Consider the following 18,960-nt stretch of genomic DNA (forward strand, 5'->3'; position numbering starts at 1 on the left):
GTAAAGGCGTGCATCATAACAACTGCCGGCCGCAATAAGACGCGGCCGGACAACTATTCAGGCACAGGCCTATTTATTCAAGTTATTTTTACAATTTATTCAAGTATCTTGGTCACAACCCCTGCACCGACAGTCCGACCTCCCTCGCGGATGGCAAACCGGAGGGTCTCTTCCATCGCGATCGGCGTAAGGAGCTCCACCGTCATCGTGATGTTATCACCAGGCATAACCATCTCCACGCCTTCAGGCAGGTATATCATACCGGTCACGTCCGTTGTCCGGAAATAGAACTGGGGACGATAATTGTTGAAGAAAGGAGTGTGGCGGCCGCCTTCCTCTTTCGAGAGAACATAAACTTCTCCAAGGAATTTCTTGTGGGGAGTGATCGAACCGGGCTTCGCGAGCACCTGGCCGCGTTCAACATCCTCTTTCGCGGTGCCGCGAAGAAGGCATCCAACGTTATCTCCGGCCATCCCCTCGTCGAGGATCTTACGGAACATCTCAACTCCCGTGCAAACCGTCTTTTTCGTATCGACAAATCCGACGATCTCGACTTCCTCGCCGGTCTTCACTATGCCGCGCTCGATCCTTCCCGTTACGACCGTACCGCGGCCGGTAATCGAAAAAACGTCTTCGATCGGCATAAGGAAGGGTTTGTCTTTCGCGCGCTCCGGTGTCGGAATATAGTTATCAAGCGCATCGGCGAGCTTTAGAATCGGCCCGCAGGCCTCGCAGTCCGCTTTTCCACAACCGCACTCCATGGCTTTAAGCGCCGAGCCGGGCACTATCGGAACCTCTTCGCCGGGATATTCGTACTTGCTCAAAAGCTCGCGGACTTCAAGCTCGACGAGTTCGATGAGTTCGGCGCGGTCGGCCGGATCGAGCTGGTCGACCTTGTTGAGAAAGACGATAATATAGGGAACGTTAACCTGACGTGCGAGAAGAACATGTTCCTTTGTCTGGGGCATGGGGCCGTCGGTGGCCGCAACCACCAGAATGGCCGCATCCATCTGGGCGGCGCCGGTGATCATGTTCTTGATATAGTCGGCGTGGCCCGGGCAGTCGACATGGGCATAGTGCCTGTTCTTGGTTTCATATTCCTGGTGCGAAGTGGCGATCGTTATTCCGCGCGCCTTTTCTTCGGGAGCGTTATCGATCTGGTCATAATTGACCGCCTTGTTCTTTCCACCAATCGCCGCGGTAAGACACTTGGTGATGGCGGATGTCAATGTGGTCTTGCCATGGTCGATATGCCCAATCGTCCCTACATTAACATGGGGTTTTGACCTGTCGAATTTTTCCTTTCCCATTGTAATTCTCCTTAAAAATTATTCGTCGATAGATGATACCCGCGCTATACACGGCATTCAACCGGTCCTCCGCGCAATCCGAATACCGGTGGTATTGTGCTATTTACTAGTAAAAGAGGATAGGGGTCCAGAAAACGAACAGGACATCCTCGCCCGTGAATACGAAAACCGAGTGTATGAATTTAAAAAATATGAGCCTATTCTGTCAACAAATTAATTCTAATTAATATTATTTTAAGGCCGGCGCCGTCGCCCCCCCCCGGCCTTATAAACCTGACTTAATAGAGCCTTCCCACGAGCCGTGCCACGATGGTATCGGTAATGGTCTTTGGCACCTGGTCATAGTGGCTGAACTGCAGCGTATGGGAGGCCCTTCCCTGGCTCAACGAGCGTACGCCCGTGGCATAACCGAAGACCTCGGAGAGCGGTACGTGGGCACCTATAACCCTCAGCTGCCCCTGCATGTGAATTCCGTCGATCTTCCCCCGCCGGCCGTTGATATCGCTGATGATGTCTCCCATGTATTCGTCGGGAACCACCACTTCGAGCTTCATTATCGGCTCAAGAAGGGTTGGTTCCGCCTTCCTCGAGCCGTCCTTCACCGCCATGGTCGCCGCGATCCTGTACGCCATATCGACCGAATCCGTCTCATCGAACGATCCGCCCACCAGCGTCGTCTTTACATCGACCATCCGGTAGCCGGCAAGAACTCCCGCCTCCATGGCGTCGCGCACTCCGTTCTCTATAACCGCGATAAATGAGTCCGGGATAATGCCCGGCTTAAGCCTGCTTTCGAACTGTATCCCGGAGCCGGGTTTTGCGGGCTCCAGTACAAGCGCGACATGGCCGAACTGGTTTTTCCCGCCGATCTGCCGTTCGTAGCGGTTCTCCATCTCCACTTTCCGGGTGATGGTTTCCTTGTAGGCCACCTGAGGCGTGCCGATATTGGCGCTTACATTGAATTCGCGCGTCAACCGGTCTATGATTATTTCGAGGTGGAGCTCACCCATGCCGGAAATAAGGTTCTGGCCGGTGTCTTCATCAATTTTAGCCCTGAATGTCGGGTCCTCGTCCTCGAGCCGCCTGAGCGCCGCGTTCATTTTATCCTGATCGGCCCTTGTTCGGGGTTCTATGGCGATGGATATAACCGGATCCGGGAACTGCATTTTTTCCAGTAGTATCGGCGACTTCTCGTCACAGAGAGTGTCGCCGGTGCGCGCCGCCTTCAGCCCCACGAGGGCGACGATGTCCCCCGTATACACTTCGGAAACCTCCTCCCTGTCGTTGGCATGCATTCGGAGGATTCTTCCAATACGTTCCTTTTTATTGTCCGATACATTCAGGAGCACATCCCCGGTCTTCATATGCCCCGAGTAAACACGCACATACGACAGCCTTCCAACGTAGGGGTCCGACATTATTTTAAAAACGAGCGCGGAGAACGGCCCCCTGTCGTTCGCCTCGTACATTAACACTTCGTCACGCTTATTGGGATTATGCCCCTCCACCGGTTTGACATCCTTTGGAGAAGGGAGGTATTCGACGATGGCGTCGAGAAGCGGCTGGACGCCGCGGTTTTTAAGCGCGCTCCCGCAAAACACCGGAAAGAAATTCGACGCCAGCGTCACCTCCCGTATGGCCTTGCGGACAACGGGCTCGCCTATGTCGCCGCCCTCAAGAAAGGCCTCCATTATCTCATCGCTGTATTCGGCCAGGCCTTCAATCATCTGCTCGCGGTATGCCCCTGCCTTTTCCGCGAACTCGGACGGGATTTCCCGCTCCTCAAAGTGTTCACCGAGCTGGTCTGTCCACACGATACTCTTCATCCGTACAAGGTCAACAACCCCGGCGAAACGGTCCTCGGAACCCATCGGCATCTGAAGGGGCAAGGGCCGGGCGTACAGCTTTTCCCGTATCATCGACAGGCAGCGATCATAGTCGGCTCCGATTCGGTCCATCTTGTTGACGAAGCAAATCCTCGGGATGTTATACCGGTCGGCCTGGCGCCATACCGTTTCCGACTGGGGCTCGACACCAGCGACACCGTCGAACACTGCGATCGCGGAGTCGAGCACTCTGAGTGACCGCTCTACCTCCATGGTGAAATCGACGTGTCCCGGGGTATCTATAATATTGATACGGGTATTTTTCCACATGGTCGTTGTGGCGGCCGCTGTAATGGTGATACCCCGCTCCTTTTCCTGGATCATCCAGTCCATCTCCGCCGTACCCTCGTGCACCTCCCCCAGTTTGTACGTTTTTCCGGTGTAATAGAGCATGCGCTCGGTAAGCGTGGTCTTACCTGCATCGATGTGTGCCATGATGCCGATGTTTCTTGTTCGACTTAATGGAAGCTCCCTTCCCATGTGCCGCCTTCACTCGGTATCGCTATAAATAAATACCAGGGGTTCTCCCTGGTATTTATTCCGCACTAATATGCTTTTCAAATCAGAACTTGTAATGCGAGAAGGCCTTGTTGGCCTCGGCCATCTTATGCGTATCTTCTTTTTTCTTGATGGTCGTGCCCGTATTGTTATAGGCGTCCATCAGCTCGCCCGCAAGCTTCTGAAACATTGTCTTTTCGGAGCGCGAACGCGAATAATTGATTATCCAGCGTATGCCCAGCGCCTGCCGACGTTCGGGACGTATCTCAATCGGAACCTGATAGGTGGCGCCGCCGACCCTCCGCGACTTGACCTCGACGACGGGCTTTACGTTTTCAAGCGCCTGCATGAACACCTCGACGGGATCCTTCTTGGCCCTCTGTTCGAGTATATCCATCGCCTTGTAGAATATCGTCTCCGAAACTCCCTTTTTCCCCTCGAACATCATGCAGTTGATGAACTTGGTGATAAGGACGCTGCCGAACTTGGGATCGGGCAGCACCTCGCGCTTTATGGGTCTTCTTCTCCGTGGCATTGTTTCCTCTTTGCTCGCTCTTCTATGATTTCATCATGACCGTCAGGCCTTCGGCCGCTTTGAACCGTATTTCGACCGGCTCTTCCTTCGTGAGTCTACCCCGAGTGAATCCAGTGTCCCGCGGACGATATGGTATCGAACGCCTGGAAGGTCCTTGACCCTGCCGCCGCGCACCAGCACCGCCGAGTGTTCCTGCAGGTTGTGCCCGATACCGGGAATATATGCGGTCACCTCGATACCGTTGGTGAGACGCACCCGGGCAACCTTGCGAAGCGCCGAATTCGGCTTCTTGGGGGTGACGGTCATTACGCGGGTACAAACCCCCCGTTTCTGCGGACACGACTTCAGGGCGGGAGATTTGGACTTATTCTTTTTGCTCTCCCTTCCAATACGAATAAGCTGATTGATAGTTGGCATCGTTGCTCCTCTATAATGACCGTATATGATCTCCGCTTCCGGCGGCCGGGCGAGATGCCCGGCGAAACGCAGACAGAGAGAATCTCACTCGGCGAGAGCTTAACCCTTGAAATTATAGCCCTCTTTTGTCAAGAATTTTATTGTTCGACAGGCAGCTCCTCAACCTCGACCGGTTTTTCCGGTTGTGCGCCATCGAGGTCTCCGGGTTCGTTCTGGTAAACATCGATTCTGTTGTATTCCCTCACACCGGTCCCCGCCGGGATAAGGTGGCCAATGATAACGTTCTCCTTAAGCCCGCGGAGCCGGTCCACCTTCCCCTTTATCGCAGCGTCCGTAAGCACACGGGTTGTCTCCTGGAAGGATGCCGCGGAGATAAACGACTCGGTATTGAGCGCCGCCTTGGTTATACCCATCAGAACCGGGATCGCAGTGGCCGGCTTTCCGCCCTCGCTCAAGACCCGTTCGTTTTCATCGATGAAATCGAATTTGTCTATAATCTGCTCGATTACGAAAGTTGTGTCTCCCGGCTCCGTTATCCTCACCTTGCGGAGCATCTGCCGCACGATGATCTCGATATGCTTGTCGTTGATCGCCACGCCCTGTAGGCGGTAAACGCCCTGTATCTCGTTAACGAGGAACTTCTGCAGATCTCTCGGCCCTTTAATGGCGAGAATATCGTGCGGATCGATCGGACCGTCGTCGATCTTTTCCCCTTTCCCTATCCAATCGCCGTCGAGCACTCGCAGGAATTTCGACGAAGGAATCGAATATTCCTTCTCGCCCCTGTCCTCGCCGGCAATGATAATCTTGCGCTTGTTCTTCACCGTATCACCGATGGTGACTGTGCCGTCGATCTCCGAAAGGGTCGCCGCGTCGCGCGGGGTGCGCGCCTCGAACAGCTCGGCCACCCTGGGAAGACCACCGGTAATGTCCTTTGTCTTCTCAACCTCGCGCGGTATCTTCGCGAGAATGGCACCGGCTTTTACGGTTTCGCCGTTGTTCACCATGAGGTGCGCGCCCTTGGGCAGAAGGTACGTCGTTGGCTCTCCCGACGACGGAAAAATGTCGAAGCGTGGCTGAAGTTTCTCGGTCTTGTACTCGACGATGACACGCTTCATGTTGCCGGTGAGGTGGTCCATCTCCTCCCTGAGACTCTTGTTCAGCTCGATGTCGACGAACTCCACGCGTCCGGATCCCTCTGTGATGATCGGCTCCAGCCACGGGTCGAACGACGCCAGCATCTCATTGCGATCGTAGAACCTGCCCTCTTTCGCGTATATCTCGGTACCGACATTAACGGGAATCGAGTGCGGATCCCCGAGAACGTATATCTTTTTCCTCTCTATTTTAATCAGCCCCGCATTTTTCGCGGCAATACCCTCGCCTGACGGATCTCTGGCAACGATCGAACCGGCATAAATCTTGTCGCCTTCGTTGACCACTGGCTCGGCATCCCCCTTCAGGTGAATCTCGGCGACCACCCGCTGTACAACCAAGTAGCCGCGCCGTACCGATATGGTTTTTTTGTCCTCTGTACGAATGGTGCGGAACGTCAGGTTCTTCAGGTAAACGGCGTAGTTGAGCTTGACCTCGCTTTCTTCCACAGAGCGCGACGCGATGCCGCCGATATGGAAGGTTCTCATGGTGAGCTGCGTGCCGGGCTGGCCGATAGACTGGGCCGCGATGATCCCTACCGCCTCGCCGATATCGACGGGGCGCGCGGTCGCGAGATTTCGGCCGTAACACTTCGAGCACGCGCCATGGCGCGCCTCGCAGGTAAGGACGGATCGTATCTCGATCGAATCGATGTTGAGCTCATCGATCTTCGCGGCCACTTCCTCGGTGATGATCTCATCGGCCTTGTAGATCAACTCTCCGGTAACCGGATTCTCAAGATCGTAGAGAAGGGTCCTTCCGAGAGCGCGCGAGCCCAGGGATTCGATCACCTCGTCCCCTTCCTTGATCGGTATTAGATCGATGCCGACCGTGGTGCCGCAGTCGTCCATTGTTGTCACGACGTCCTGCGCGATGTCTACCAGCCTCCTCGTCAGATAACCCGCGTCGGCCGTCTTGAGCGCGGTATCCGCCAGTCCCTTTCGGGCGCCGTTGGTGGAGATGAAGTATTCGAGCACCGTGAGTCCCTCGCGGAAGTTCGCGCGGATGGGAACGTCGATAATCTCGCCGGATGGTTTCGCCATAAGGCCGCGCATCCCGGCCAGCTGGCGAATCTGCTGCCTGGAGCCCCTTGCCCCGGACTGCGCCATGAGATAAATGGGATTTAAACCATTGCGGTCCTTTTCGAGCTCTTCGAGCATGTTGTCGGCGATTATTTCATTCGTATTGGTCCAGACGTTGATCACCCTGTTGTAGCGCTCTTCATTGGTGATGTAACCGTTCCGGTACTCGTTCTCGATTTCCTCCACCTTCTTGTCCGCCTCGGCGATGATCTCGGGCTTTTTGGACGGAACGACGATATCGGACACGCTTATGGTCGGCGCGAAAAGAGTCGCGTATTTGTAACCCGCCTCCTTGATGTCGTCAAGGACCTTGACCGTCGCGGTCGGTCCGTAAGTGCGAAAAATGTTCGAGATGATTTTTGAAAGGTCTTTGTCGTTCACCACAGTATTGACAAAGGGGTAACCGTCGGGAAGGATGTTGTTAAAAAGCAGCCGGCCCGCCGTGGTCTCGACAAATCGCCCGTCCGTCCAGTACTTGATCTTGGAGCGTATGTTGATCTGCCCGCAATCGATCGAGCGAAGCATCTCGCTCTCCTCGTCGAAATAGCTGCCGGTACCGGCCGCTTCGGGCAGTTCCATCGTAAGGTAAAAGATCCCCAGAACGATGTCCTGGGTCGGCGTTACGATAGGCTGGCCGTTCGCCGGCGAAAGCAGGTTGTTGGCGGATAGCATGAGCGTCCAGCACTCGAGCTGGGCTTTGGGCGACAGCGGAACGTGAACGGCCATCTGGTCGCCGTCGAAGTCGGCGTTATACGCGTGGCACACAAGCGGATGCAGGCGTATGGCCTTCCCCTCAACTATTATGGGCTCGAAGGCCTGTATGCCGAGCCTGTGAAGCGTCGGCGCCCGGTTGAGAAGCACCGGATGCTCGGAAATCACCTCTTCGAGCACTTCCCAGACTTCCGGGCGCTCGTTTTCCACCATCTTTTTGGCGGATTTTATATTCTGTACATAGTCTTTATCGACCAGCCGCTTCATTATAAACGGCTTGAAAAGCTCAATGGCCATTTTCTTGGGAAGACCGCACTGGTATAGTTTCAGCTCGGGGCCTATGACGATAACCGAGCGGCCGGAATAGTCCACGCGCTTGCCGAGGAGGTTCTGGCGGAAGCGGCCCTGTTTGCCTTTCAGCATGTCCGAGATCGACTTCAACGGACGATTTCCCTTGCCTTTCACCGCGCGCTTTCTGCGACTGTTGTCGAAGAGCGCATCCACGGCCTCCTGGAGCATCCGCTTCTCATTGCGAACGATGATCTCGGGCGCTCTGAGCATGAGGAGCCTCTTCAGGCGGTTGTTGCGGTTGATGACCCGGCGGTATAGGTCGTTAAGGTCGGAGGTTGCGAAACGTCCGCCGTCCAGCTGTACCATCGGGCGCAGCTCCGGAGGGATTACCGGTATCACTTCGAGTATCATCCAGTCGGGCTTGTTTCCCGAATCGCGGAAGGCCTCGATGATCTCGAGCCTTTTGATGAGCTTTTTGTCGACCCTGGATTCCTTGTTGATGATCTCGGCCCGGAGCAGCCTCGATTCCTCATCAAGATCGATCCTGAGCAGAAGTTCCTTTATGGCGGATGCCCCCATCTCGGCGATGAAGGTGTCACCGTATTTTTCGTAATAGAAATTGAAGCTCTCTTCGTCGAGAACATCACCCCTCTTTATGTTGTCAGCATCCGCCTCTCCGGGCTCGATAACAATATACTTCTCATAATACAGGACGGACTTGAGCGAATTCACCGTCATATTGAGGAAAAGACCCATGCGCGAAGGCACCGAGCGGTAGTACCAGATGTGGGCGACCGGACAGGCCAGCTCGATATGCCCGCCCCTCTCGCGCCGCACCTTGTAGTGGGTCACCTCTACGCCGCAACGGTCGCACACGACCCCCTTGTAGCGGATCGACTTGAATTTGCCGCAATAGCACTCCCACTCCTTGGTGGTGCCGAATATTTTCTCGCAGAAAAGCCCGTCGCGCTCGGGTTTGAGCGTGCGGTAGTTGATCGTTTCAGGTTTTTTTACCTCTCCATACGACCAGTCTCGAATAAGGTCCGGAGAGGCAAGTCGTATCTGCATCGAGTTGAAATCGTTAAAATCCCTCATGGTTCATCCTTTTACTTTAAAGGTGTTCGCAGTAAAAGCGCGTGTCGGTTATATGTTCTGCAACGTATCGATTTTTATCTTCCTCTTCGGTTTGCTGAAGCCCTCGCTCCACTCGGAAAGGCTGATCTCGTTTCCATTCTCGTCGTAAATCTTTACGTCGAGGGCGAGGCCGCGGAGTTCCTGCACCAGCACGTTGAACGATTCCGGGATTCCCGGCGCCGTGGTGTTGATCCCCTTCACAATCGCCTCATAAATCCTGGCGCGCCCAAGCATGTCGTCCGACTTTACCGTAAGGAGCTCCTGCAGTGTATAGGCCGCGCCATACGCCTCCAGCGCCCATACCTCCATCTCGCCAAGCCGCTGACCACCGAACTGTGCCTTGCCGCCCAGGGGCTGCTGGGTGACCAGCGAGTACGGGCCCGTGGAACGCGCGTGGATCTTGTCATCGACCATATGCGCAAGCTTCAACATGTAAATCTGGCCGACCATCACGCGGTTCTCGAATGGCTGGCCCGTTCTTCCGTCGTAGAGCACGCTTTTGGAGTCTTCGGGCAATCCCGCCTTCTTCAGATATTCGCGGATGTCCCCCTCCTCGGCCCCGTCAAAAATCGGGGTCTCAACGATCAGGTTGAGCTCCTTCGCGGCCCATCCGAGCTCCGTTTCGAGGAGCTGCCCCAGGTTCATACGAGAAGGTACGGAAAGCGGATTTATTAAAATGTCGACAGGCGTTCCGTCCGGGAGATAGGGCATATCATACTCGGGCACAACGCGCGAGATGACTCCTTTGTTCCCGTGGCGCCCCGCCATTTTGTCGCCCACGGAGATTTTCCGCTTGGTCGCAATATACACCTTTACCAGTTCTTCAACGCCGGGCGACAGTTCGTCGCCGTTTTCGCGCGAAAAACGTTTTATGTCGAGAATGATTCCCTCAATGCCGTTGGGCACGCGCAGGGAAGTGTCGCGCACCTCGCGCGCCTTCTCGCCGAAAATGGAATGCAACAGTTTGTATTCCGGAGTAAGGTCCTGTTCGCCCTTCGGTGTCACCTTGCCCACAAGGATATCGTCGGGATTAACGTAGGCTCCCACCCTGACCACTCCGTCTGGATCGAGATCCCGGAAAGCCTTTTCCGAAAGGTTCGGGATGTCGCGCGTTAACACCTCGCGGCCCAGTTTCGTCTCGCGCGCCTCGATCTCGAACTGCTCGACATGGACCGAGGTGAATATATCCTCCTTGACCAGGCGCTCGGAAATCAGGATGGCGTCCTCGAAGTTGTATCCCATCCACGGCATGAACGCCACAAGGATGTTTTTACCCAGAGCGAGCCTTCCATTGTCGGTGGCCGGACCGTCGGCAATAACGTCGCCGGACTTTATCTTTTGCCCCTCCCGGACAATCGGCGTCTGGTTGAAGCAGGTCCCCTGGTTGGTCCGTTTGAATTTTAACAGCGGATATTCGTCGATCTCGCCGTTGGAGGTCTTGATTTTGATCATTTTCGCGTCGGAGTACAGGACCTCCCCCCCTCTCGCCGCGATGAGAAGCACGCCCGAGTCATACGCGGCGGCCGGTTCGACTCCGGTCCCCACCAGCGGCGTCTCGGAGGTCAGAAGCGGCACCGCCTGGCGCTGCATATTCGATCCCATGAGCGCGCGGTTGGCGTCATCGTGCTCAAGAAAAGGTATAAGGCATGTCGAAATCGAGAACACCTGCGAGGGCGAGACGTCCATATACTGGATCTCGTTCGCCTTCTTGTAGGGGAAGTTACCCCTGTTTCGCGCCGGCGTAAGCCCCTTCATCAGGTTGCCGTGACCGTCGAGAGGGGCGTTCGCCTGTGCTATAAAGTACCTGTCCTCTTCGTCGGCCGTAAGGTAGTCGACGCGGTCGCTCAGCTTCCCCTTCTCCACGGCCTTGTACGGTGTTTCGAGAAAACCGTAGTCATTGATGCGCGCATAGGTGCTCATGGAAACGATCAGGCCGATGTTCGGTCCCTCCGGTGTTTCGATAGGGCACATCCTCCCATAATGGGACGGGTGTACGTCACGCACTTCGAAGCCGGCGCGTTCGCGCGAAAGGCCTCCTGGTCCGAGCGCGTTGAGGCGGCGTTTGTGAGTGAGCTCGGCGAGCGGATTTGTCTGGTCCATGAACTGGGAAAGCTGGCTCGATCCGAAAAACTCGTTGATCACGGCCGTGATAGGCTTGATGCTGATCAGCGCCTGAGGCGTCACCTGGTCGAGGTCCTGTATGGTCATCCTCTCCTTGATGACGCGCTCCATGCGCTGAAATCCCACCTTTATCTGGTTCATGATAAGTTCGCCGACCGAGCGCACCCTGCGGTTGCCGAGGTGGTCGATGTCGTCGACGTGGTATCCGTCCGCTTCCGCAATGAGAAAAAGCAGATACTTGACCGTGGCGACGATATCTTCCCTGACAAGCGTTTCGACCTTCGTCGCATTGGGCCCGCCGTAGCCGAACTCTTTCATGTGGTCGAATTTCTTGTTGATTTTATACCGACCAACGGCCCCCAGGCTGTAGGTGCGCGGATTGAAGAAAAGCCTGTTTATCTCGTTGCGGGCATTGTCGATATTTGAGGGTTCGCCCGGCCTGAGGTTCGAGTGCATCTTGAGAATGGCTTCCTCCGAACTCTTGCACTCGTCCTTCTCCAGCGAATTATAGAGATAGGCGTCGTCCTTGTTGTTCGGGAACTCGATGAGACTGACTTCCTTAATCTTCTCTTCCCTGAGTCGGTCGATGATGTCGATGTTGATCCGGCCCGCAGCCTCTATGATGATCTCGCCCGTTTCCTTGCTCACCACGTCTTTGGCGACACGCCTTCCGATAAGGTTCTCGAAGGCCTCTTCGCTCGTAAGCTTGACTGTTTTCGTATCATAGAAAAGCCCCACCACCTCGTCGTTCGACTCGTAGCCGAGCGACTTGACAAGCTGGGTGATGGGAAACTTCTTTTTACGGTCGATCCGGGCGATCAGATATCCCTTCGAATCCATCTCGAATTCGAGCCACGACCCCCTGTCGGGGATTACGCGCACGGTATAGATGCGCTCGACTTCCTCGTACGAGAAAAAGATGCCGGGCGAACGGTGTAGCTGGTTTACGACGACGCGCTCGGCGCCGTTGATAATGAAGGTTCCGCGCGGAGTCATGAGCGGGATGTCGCCCATATAAACGGTCTGTTCGCGCACCTCCATACTGTCCTTTTTAATCAGACGTATGGTGGCCTTGAGTGGGGCGGCGAAGGTCGCGTCTCTTTCCTTGCATTCGATTTCCAGGTATTTTGGCATCCCGATTTCGTAATTCAGGAACTCCAGCACGACGTCCTCGTGCGGGCTCTCTATGGGAAAGACCTCCTCGAAAACCGCCTGGAGGCCCTGGCTTTTCCTTTTATTCGAGGGAATCCTGTCCTGTAGAAACCACTCGTAGGATTTCAACTGTATTTCGATGAGATTCGGCAGGTCGAGCTTCGAGCCGATTTTACCGAAATTCAATACGTTTTTTGCTTTTTGCATGGACGGACTATCCTCGATTACCATGATCTGAAATCAACGATCGGGTGCTGCTTTCTGAAGAATATTACTCCGGACTCAGTCGACTCGACACGGACAAGCGCGCGATAAATACATACAATCCCCGTCCTCTGAGCGCTCCGTCCAGATTTTTTACTTAAAAACCAAATATTTTCCTGTTCAAATACAGACGCCGATAGGCTTGACTGGTGGACAATCAAACCTATCGGTTTCGCCTGAATTGTTAAACCGCCGCTAAAAGCCGTTGCAACGATGGGCGGCGCCGTGTTTACTTTATATCGACCGAGGCGCCGGCCGCAACCAGCTGCTCTTTGATCTTAGCGGCCTCTTCCTTTGTTACCTTCTCCTTGACCGCCTTTCCGCCGGCCTCCACGAGGTCCTTCGCCTCTTTGAGTCCCAGTCCGGTGATCGCGCGGATCTCCTTGATCACGTTGATCTTGTTGTCGCCGAAACCGGTAAGGATAACGTCGAACTCGGTCTTTTCCTCGACCGCTTCCGCGGCCTGAGCGCCCGCGCCGGCCGCCGCAATCGCCACCGGAGCGGCGGCGGAGATGCCGAATTTTTCTTCCATCGCTTTTACGAGCTCAGCCGCTTCGATAAGCGTTAGGCCGCCTATAGCATCAAGCAGCTCCTGAATAGAAAGTTTTGCCATTGTTTTACTCCTTATACTTAGTGAAAAGATTCAAGTTAATACGGTGAATCCGTAGAAACCTATAAGGGTAAAGCCAAGTTGTGTAATAACCCGTCGTCAGCACAGGGCTGATACCATGAAATCACAAACCCCTTGTAACCCTTAACGTCTGTATAAAAAAAGCTCTACCGAGCGTTTTTTTCCGCAACAGCGTTTATGCCCCTCGCGAGGGAGGCCATGATCTGATTTATTCCGATCGCAATCTTTGTCCCCGGACCGTTTACGAGTGACATCATCTGGGAAAGCAGTACTTCCTTGGCGGGAAGGTCCGCGATTTGTTTCACCTGATCGGCGCTGTAAACGACATTGTCGAGCAGCCCCAGCGAGAAAGCGAACTTCTCCTGCTCCTTCGCGAAGTCCCTCAGCACCTTGGCAACATCGCCAACCTCATCCTTCAGGAAAACGACGCCGATCGGCCCCCTCAGGTGTTCATCGATCTGGATCGCGCCGACCTCTTTCATGGCGCGCTTGAAAAGGTTGTTCTTTACAACCTTATACTCGCCGCCCTTTTCGCGTATCCTCCTGCGCAGATCCGAAAGGCTCTTAACCTTGATTCCCGAATAATTGGTAAGGATGATGTTCTTCCTTTCCTGGAGCTTCCGCACAAGGCTTGCGACCTCGTCGATCTTATATTGCTTGACCATTACTTTTCGATCCCCTTGTGATTGATTTTGACACCGGGCCCCATGGTCGATGATATATGAAGCGACCTGATATAATTTCCCTTCGCATCGGAGGGCTTGTCTTTCACTATCTGATTGTAGAAGGTCTTGATATTCTCGACAAGGATTTCCGTTTCGAACGATATTTTCCCGATGCCGAGGTTTACAACGCCGGTTTTATCGGCCTTGTATTCCACGCGACCGCCCTTCAGCTCCCTGATGATCCCCTTGACGTCTTCCGTCACGGTCCCGGCCTTTGGTTTCGGCATCAGCCCTTTCTTGCCGAGCACCGGACCGAGCTTGCCGACCTCTTTCATCATGTCGGGAGTGGCGACAACCGCCTGGAAGTCGATCCATCCTTCCTTGATCTTCTCTATGACGTCCTCTGCGCCGACATGGTCCGCCCCCGCATCGCGCGCCTCCTTCTGCTTGTCGCCCTTGCAGATAACGAGCACCTTGACCTGCTTGCCGGTGCCGCCGGGAAGTGTTACCGAGCCCCGAACGTTCTGGTAGCTCTTATGAACAAGCTTCATTGAAGCCTCGACCGTTTCGTCGAATTTGGCGAACTTAAGCTCCTTCACCCTTTTAACCGCATCGTCCAGCGAATACAGGGTCGACTTGTCGATCTTTTTGCGCGCATCGGTTATTTTCTTGCCGCGATCCATTGTGCTTCCTCGTCGATTCTTTATGCTTGGTCCTATCCGGAGCGGCGGCTGCCGCCGCGCCCCGCCGGTTTTCCGTTTAGTCCACCACCTCTACGCCCATCGAGCGCGCCGTCCCCGCGATGATGTTCGCTGCGGCGTCGACCGTATTGGCGTTGAGGTCGGGCATCTTGATTTTGGCGATCTCCTCTATCTGCCTGCGGGTGATCTTGCCGACCTTAGTTTTGTTGGGCTCGCTAGAACCCTTCTCGAGGCCGAGCGTCTTTTTAATCAGCACCGACGCCGGAGGCGTTTTGATGACGAAGGTATAGGTACGGTCCTCATACACCGTGATGACCACCGGAAGGATGGTCCCGTCATGGTCCTTGGTGCGCTCATTGAAGGCCTTGCAGAACTCCATGATATTGAGCCCATGCTGGCCGAGCGCGGGACCGACCGGAGGTGCGGGATTCGCCTTGCCGCCGGGTATCTGCAGTTTTATCTCGGTTACTATCTTTTTCTTCTTTTTTACCGCTACAGGTGCCATCGTCATATCCTTGCATACGTTAGAATGATCGCCGCTACGGCGTATTGTCAGATCTTGCCGACTTGAAGAAAATCAAGCTCGACCGGCGTGCCTCGTCCGAAAATCTCAACCTTTACCCGCAGTCGCCCTTTGTCGGGATAGACCTCTTCGATCACCCCGCTGAAGTTGTTGAACGGCCCGTCTATGACCTTCACATGCTCGCCGACCGAGAAGTCCATTACCACGGAGACCTTCTCCTTGGCTTTCTGTTCCCCCATCTGGTCGAAAAGCGCATGCACCTCGTTTCTCGACAGCGGCTTCGGCTTGTTGGCGCCGTACGCCCCCACAAAACTGGTTACGCCTGGAGTGTTCTTGACCAGAACCCAGGTCTCGTCGTCCAGCTCCATTTCGATCAGTACGTATCCCGGGAAAAATTTGCGCGACTTAATGCGCTTTTTCCCGTCTTTTATTTCGGGGACCTCTACGGTCGGGACCTTCACCTGGAAGACCTTCTCCAGCAGGCCGAGATTCTGGACCTTCTTCTCCAGTGCAAGCTTTACCTTGTTCTCGTGCCCCGAATACGTATGGATAACATACCATTCCTTTGCCATGATCAGCTGATCACCAGTTGGATAATCGCCATGAGCGCCGAATCGACAAGCCACAGGAAAAGAGAAACGATAATGACCGAAACGATCACCACCATGGTGAAGCTCGTAACCTCGTCCCTGTCCGGCCAGGTCACTTTTTTGAGCTCTTCGCGCGCCTCTTTGATATAGGCCACAATCTTTTTAAACACGCACCACCTTCCAATGCCCTGATATGCTGCCGGAATTACGCCTTTGTCTCTTTGTGCGGCGTGTGTCTGTTGCAGAACTTGCAGAATTTCCTGACCTCAAGCTTGCCCGTCTGGGTCTTCTTGTTTTTGGTCTGCGAATAATTGCGGTTTTTACAGTCCTTGCATGACAATAAAATTATCTCGCGCATATCTCAACCCGTATATAATAAAAATAAGAGCAAACTATTCGCCGCCCTTTCAACGTCAAGCATTAATTACGAAACCACCCCTTCCCCGGAAGTTGATCTGGGATTAGCCGTGAATGCAGCATGCGGACGCTTGTCATGTGCTTCGATCAGCCCACGACCAGAATCGAACTGGTGACCTTTTGCTTACCATGCAAATGCTCTACCGACTGAGCTACGTGGGCGACAGAGGCACACTATTATTAAAAACAGGCCGTTTTTGTCAATAATAAATTTTGAAAATACAGGGTGAAAAGGGGTTGAGCGGGCGGAGCCCGGCAGTCTCCGCCCGGGGGAAAATTGTTATTCCCGGGCCTCTATTACATAGGCCGAAATATCATCCTTCATCAGCCGCCGCTTATGGTTCTCGGCTTCCTTCCTGCTGGGGATTCCCTCTATTCGCACCTTATAGAAATCGTCCTCGTGAACCACCACCACGGACCGCTTCACCTGGGACGATAGCAGTTCCTTAAGGTTTTCGGCCTTGCGCCGGGAATAGAACGCCCCGGCCTGCAGAGCGAACTTGCCCGATTCCCCGTCCGCGCCCGGGCTCCGACTGTCCGAGTAATCATCCTCCAATCCGGCATCATACTCTTTTCCCGATACGGGCTCCACCTCGTCGTCCATCCGGGCCGCCACCCTCGAGGCGCCGTCTTTTCCAAGGACGACGATCCCGACCTTTGCCTCCCCTTCGGGAAGCATGTTCAGCTGCTTTGCCGCGGCGTAGGAAAGGTCCAGAATGCGGTTTTTCCTATAAGGTCCACGATCGTTGATCCGCACCTTGACGATCTCCCCATTGTCCAGGTTCCTGACCGTCACCGTCGTTCCAAAAGGGAGGGTCCTGTGGGCCGCCGTGAGCGCTTTCATGTCAAAACGCTCGCCCGAAGCGGTCATTCGACCATGGAATTCCCTGCCGTACCATGAGGCCATGCCGGTCTGAAAGAATTTTTCCTTTTTTAAACCGGAATCCGCGCCTTCTTCCTCGCGAATACCGAATTCCTTACCCGTCCTGTCGGCCGGTTTTACGGTCGGCCCCTTTGCACTACGGGCCGGTTCGTAGGCGGCATCATCGACATTATCATATTTATAGACATACTCATCGCCGCTTTGCCTTTGCGGCGTCTCTCTCCCGAAGATACTGTCCCTGGTCAGTGCTTTATTGGGTGCGCACGCACCGATCGAAATCGCCGCCGCGATCCCCAGCACAAACGCAACCCGGCGTGTCATCATCATTGTATCATACCTCCAGACCTTCATCTGATTGAATTATCGGATGCTTCGAAAAATGCCTTTATATATAAAAAATCCTTCTTGACCGAAGTGCTCCGTGCGCGATCTGCTTGATTCCTGCTGCGAAATAACAGAGGTGAAGGATGAGCATTGTTTCAAGCAAACCCACCATTACCCGCAAAGAGCTCGAGAGCGTACTCGACTGCCTGATAAGCGAGCGCCTTGAGCCCGGAGAAGCGGTAAAAAATCTCGAGATCGAGATCGCGAACCTCGCCGGCGTACGGCACGCCCTGGCCGTCAATTCGCTTACCGCCGCATACCACCTCTCCTTTCTGGCCCTTGACATCAAGCCCGGGGACGAGGTCATCATCCCCTCCTATTTCGACTCCGCCGCTCTCAGCGCTTTGCGGCAGGCCGGCGGCGTCCCTGTGCTGGCTGATGCCGGCGAAGGGTCTTTGTTCCCGTCAATTGACAACATCAGGGCGAGAAAAACCGATAAAACGCGCGCGATAGTCGCCGGGCATACATTCGGCTTCCACGGACCCATTGGAGAGCTTGGGGATATCGGCGTTCCGCTCATCGAGGACGCGTCCCATGCGATCGGCTCGGAGTGCGACGAGCGCCCGGCCGGGCAGAACGGCGCCATCAGCGTGGTTTCGTTCGCGCCGTCGATGGTCATCACAACCGGTAACGGCGGCATGGTCCTTACGGATAATTCACGCTTTTTTTCGGCGATGCGCGACCTGCGCGGCGGTCCGTCGCCGGAGCGCATTGGCTTCGACTACACAATGACCGACTTCCAGGCCGCCATGGGGCTCTCCCAGCTCTCACGCCTCCCTGATTTTATTCGAAGACGCAGGGAGATCGCCCGCGTCTACTACGATGCGCTCAAAACAACGCCGCACCGCGCCCCGTACTCCTATGGGGATTCGTTCGTTTATCAATCGTTTCCGGTGTTTTTCGACGCCCCGGCTGAAAAGCTCGAAAAATACTGGAAAAAGAGCGGAATCGAGGTACAGAGGCCATATCCGAAGGCGCTTCACCACCACCTCTCGCTTCGGGGACCGGACTATCCCCATAGCGACCGACTTTCAAAAAAACTCTACGCGCTTCCGATTTTTCCGACGCTTACGAAAAAAGAGATCGAAAAAATCACCCGCGCGCTCGGTCGTTTCGTCTGAGGCAACGGCAGAATCGCCTGATCTAAGGGAGGAAATAATGTATATTCTGACGGTTGAAGACAGCTTCTCCTCGGCCCATCAGCTAAGAGGTTACAGCGGCAAATGCGAAAACCTGCACGGCCACAACTGGAAGGTCGTGGCGAGTGTTAAGGGGGATACGCTGAACGAAACCGGCCTGCTCGTGGATTTCGGCGAACTCAAGAAAATACTGCGCACCATCATCGGAGAGCTCGATCACCGCAATCTGAACGAGCATCCCGGATTTTTATCGCCCAATCCGAGCTCTGAAAATATCGCCGCCCATATTGCACGACGCTTCGACGTCGAACTTGCCGCCCTGCCCGGCCCGCTGGCACTCGAGTCCCTGACGGTCTGGGAATCGGACACATCCCGCTGCACCTACATCCCGCAGCGCTGAACCACCCTCGCCGCCGCGAATACGCTTTTACGCGAAAGCCGTTCCCGGCGACCCGGGACCGCAAGGTACCG

Annotated in this window: 16 protein-coding genes and 1 tRNA gene; 2 read left to right on the plus strand and 15 right to left on the minus strand. The window is 54.8% G+C overall.

Annotated elements, in window-relative coordinates; genetic code table 11:
- Positions 1–95 precede the first annotated feature (95 nt).
- From tuf to VLM75_13450, 15 genes are all read right to left on the minus strand, one after another.
- The gene (tuf, locus tag VLM75_13380; protein HSV97908.1) at positions 96–1,310 is read right to left on the minus strand and encodes an elongation factor Tu; all 1,215 of its coding nucleotides are present in this window, start codon (positions 1,308–1,310) and stop codon (positions 96–98) included.
- Positions 1,311–1,588: 278 nt separating this feature from the next.
- Positions 1,589–3,676 (minus strand): elongation factor G, encoded by a 2,088-nt coding sequence (gene fusA / locus VLM75_13385; GenBank protein HSV97909.1) that lies wholly within the window; start codon positions 3,674–3,676, stop codon positions 1,589–1,591.
- A gap of 82 nt (positions 3,677–3,758) precedes the next feature.
- Positions 3,759–4,229 (minus strand): 30S ribosomal protein S7, encoded by a 471-nt coding sequence (rpsG, locus tag VLM75_13390; GenBank protein ID HSV97910.1) that lies wholly within the window; start codon positions 4,227–4,229, stop codon positions 3,759–3,761.
- Positions 4,230–4,271: 42 nt separating this feature from the next.
- Positions 4,272–4,646, minus strand: coding sequence for a 30S ribosomal protein S12 (gene rpsL, locus VLM75_13395; protein HSV97911.1), 375 nt, complete (start codon positions 4,644–4,646; stop codon positions 4,272–4,274).
- Positions 4,647–4,783: 137 nt separating this feature from the next.
- Positions 4,784–8,980 carry a DNA-directed RNA polymerase subunit beta' gene (rpoC, locus tag VLM75_13400; protein HSV97912.1) on the minus strand — a complete coding sequence of 1,399 codons (4,197 nt, stop codon included), beginning with the start codon at positions 8,978–8,980 and terminating at the stop codon, positions 4,784–4,786.
- A 48-nt stretch (positions 8,981–9,028) separates the two neighbouring features.
- The gene (rpoB, locus tag VLM75_13405; protein HSV97913.1) at positions 9,029–12,499 is read right to left on the minus strand and encodes a DNA-directed RNA polymerase subunit beta; all 3,471 of its coding nucleotides are present in this window, start codon (positions 12,497–12,499) and stop codon (positions 9,029–9,031) included.
- A gap of 286 nt (positions 12,500–12,785) precedes the next feature.
- On the minus strand, positions 12,786–13,169 hold the full coding sequence (rplL, locus tag VLM75_13410; GenBank protein HSV97914.1) for a 50S ribosomal protein L7/L12: 384 nt from the start codon (positions 13,167–13,169) through the stop codon (positions 12,786–12,788).
- A 164-nt stretch (positions 13,170–13,333) separates the two neighbouring features.
- A complete protein-coding gene (gene rplJ, locus VLM75_13415) occupies positions 13,334–13,852 on the minus strand; it encodes a 50S ribosomal protein L10 (protein ID HSV97915.1) in 519 nt (172 codons plus the stop codon).
- Positions 13,852–14,535 (minus strand): 50S ribosomal protein L1, encoded by a 684-nt coding sequence (gene rplA, locus VLM75_13420; protein ID HSV97916.1) that lies wholly within the window; start codon positions 14,533–14,535, stop codon positions 13,852–13,854. The genes rplJ and rplA overlap by 1 nt, the downstream gene beginning before the upstream one ends.
- 76 nt (positions 14,536–14,611) lie before the next feature.
- A complete protein-coding gene (gene rplK / locus VLM75_13425; protein ID HSV97917.1) occupies positions 14,612–15,058 on the minus strand; it encodes a 50S ribosomal protein L11 in 447 nt (148 codons plus the stop codon).
- A 47-nt stretch (positions 15,059–15,105) separates the two neighbouring features.
- A complete protein-coding gene (gene nusG, locus VLM75_13430; GenBank protein HSV97918.1) occupies positions 15,106–15,651 on the minus strand; it encodes a transcription termination/antitermination protein NusG in 546 nt (181 codons plus the stop codon).
- The gene (secE, locus tag VLM75_13435; protein ID HSV97919.1) at positions 15,651–15,836 is read right to left on the minus strand and encodes a preprotein translocase subunit SecE; all 186 of its coding nucleotides are present in this window, start codon (positions 15,834–15,836) and stop codon (positions 15,651–15,653) included. Before secE ends, nusG begins: the two co-directional genes overlap by 1 nt.
- Before the next feature lie 35 nt (positions 15,837–15,871).
- Positions 15,872–16,024 carry a 50S ribosomal protein L33 gene (gene rpmG, locus VLM75_13440; protein HSV97920.1) on the minus strand — a complete coding sequence of 51 codons (153 nt, stop codon included), beginning with the start codon at positions 16,022–16,024 and terminating at the stop codon, positions 15,872–15,874.
- Positions 16,025–16,172: 148 nt separating this feature from the next.
- Positions 16,173–16,245: transfer RNA gene (locus VLM75_13445), tRNA-Thr, on the minus strand.
- A 118-nt stretch (positions 16,246–16,363) separates the two neighbouring features.
- Positions 16,364–17,293: a septal ring lytic transglycosylase RlpA family protein gene (locus tag VLM75_13450; protein HSV97921.1), complete on the minus strand. Its 930-nt coding sequence runs from the start codon at positions 17,291–17,293 to the stop codon at positions 16,364–16,366.
- A 140-nt stretch (positions 17,294–17,433) separates the two neighbouring features.
- Between VLM75_13450 and VLM75_13455 the strand changes: the two genes are divergently transcribed.
- The gene (locus tag VLM75_13455) at positions 17,434–18,471 is read left to right on the plus strand and encodes a DegT/DnrJ/EryC1/StrS family aminotransferase (GenBank protein ID HSV97922.1); all 1,038 of its coding nucleotides are present in this window, start codon (positions 17,434–17,436) and stop codon (positions 18,469–18,471) included.
- Between the two features lie 37 nt (positions 18,472–18,508).
- Entirely contained in the window at positions 18,509–18,889 is a 381-nt protein-coding gene (gene queD, locus VLM75_13460; GenBank protein ID HSV97923.1) for a 6-carboxytetrahydropterin synthase QueD, read from the plus strand.
- The last annotated feature ends 71 nt before the right edge of the window (positions 18,890–18,960 follow it).

Source organism: Spirochaetota bacterium, from assembly GCA_035477215.1.
In the GTDB taxonomy this organism is placed as follows: domain Bacteria; phylum Spirochaetota; class UBA4802; order UBA4802; family UBA5368; genus MVZN01.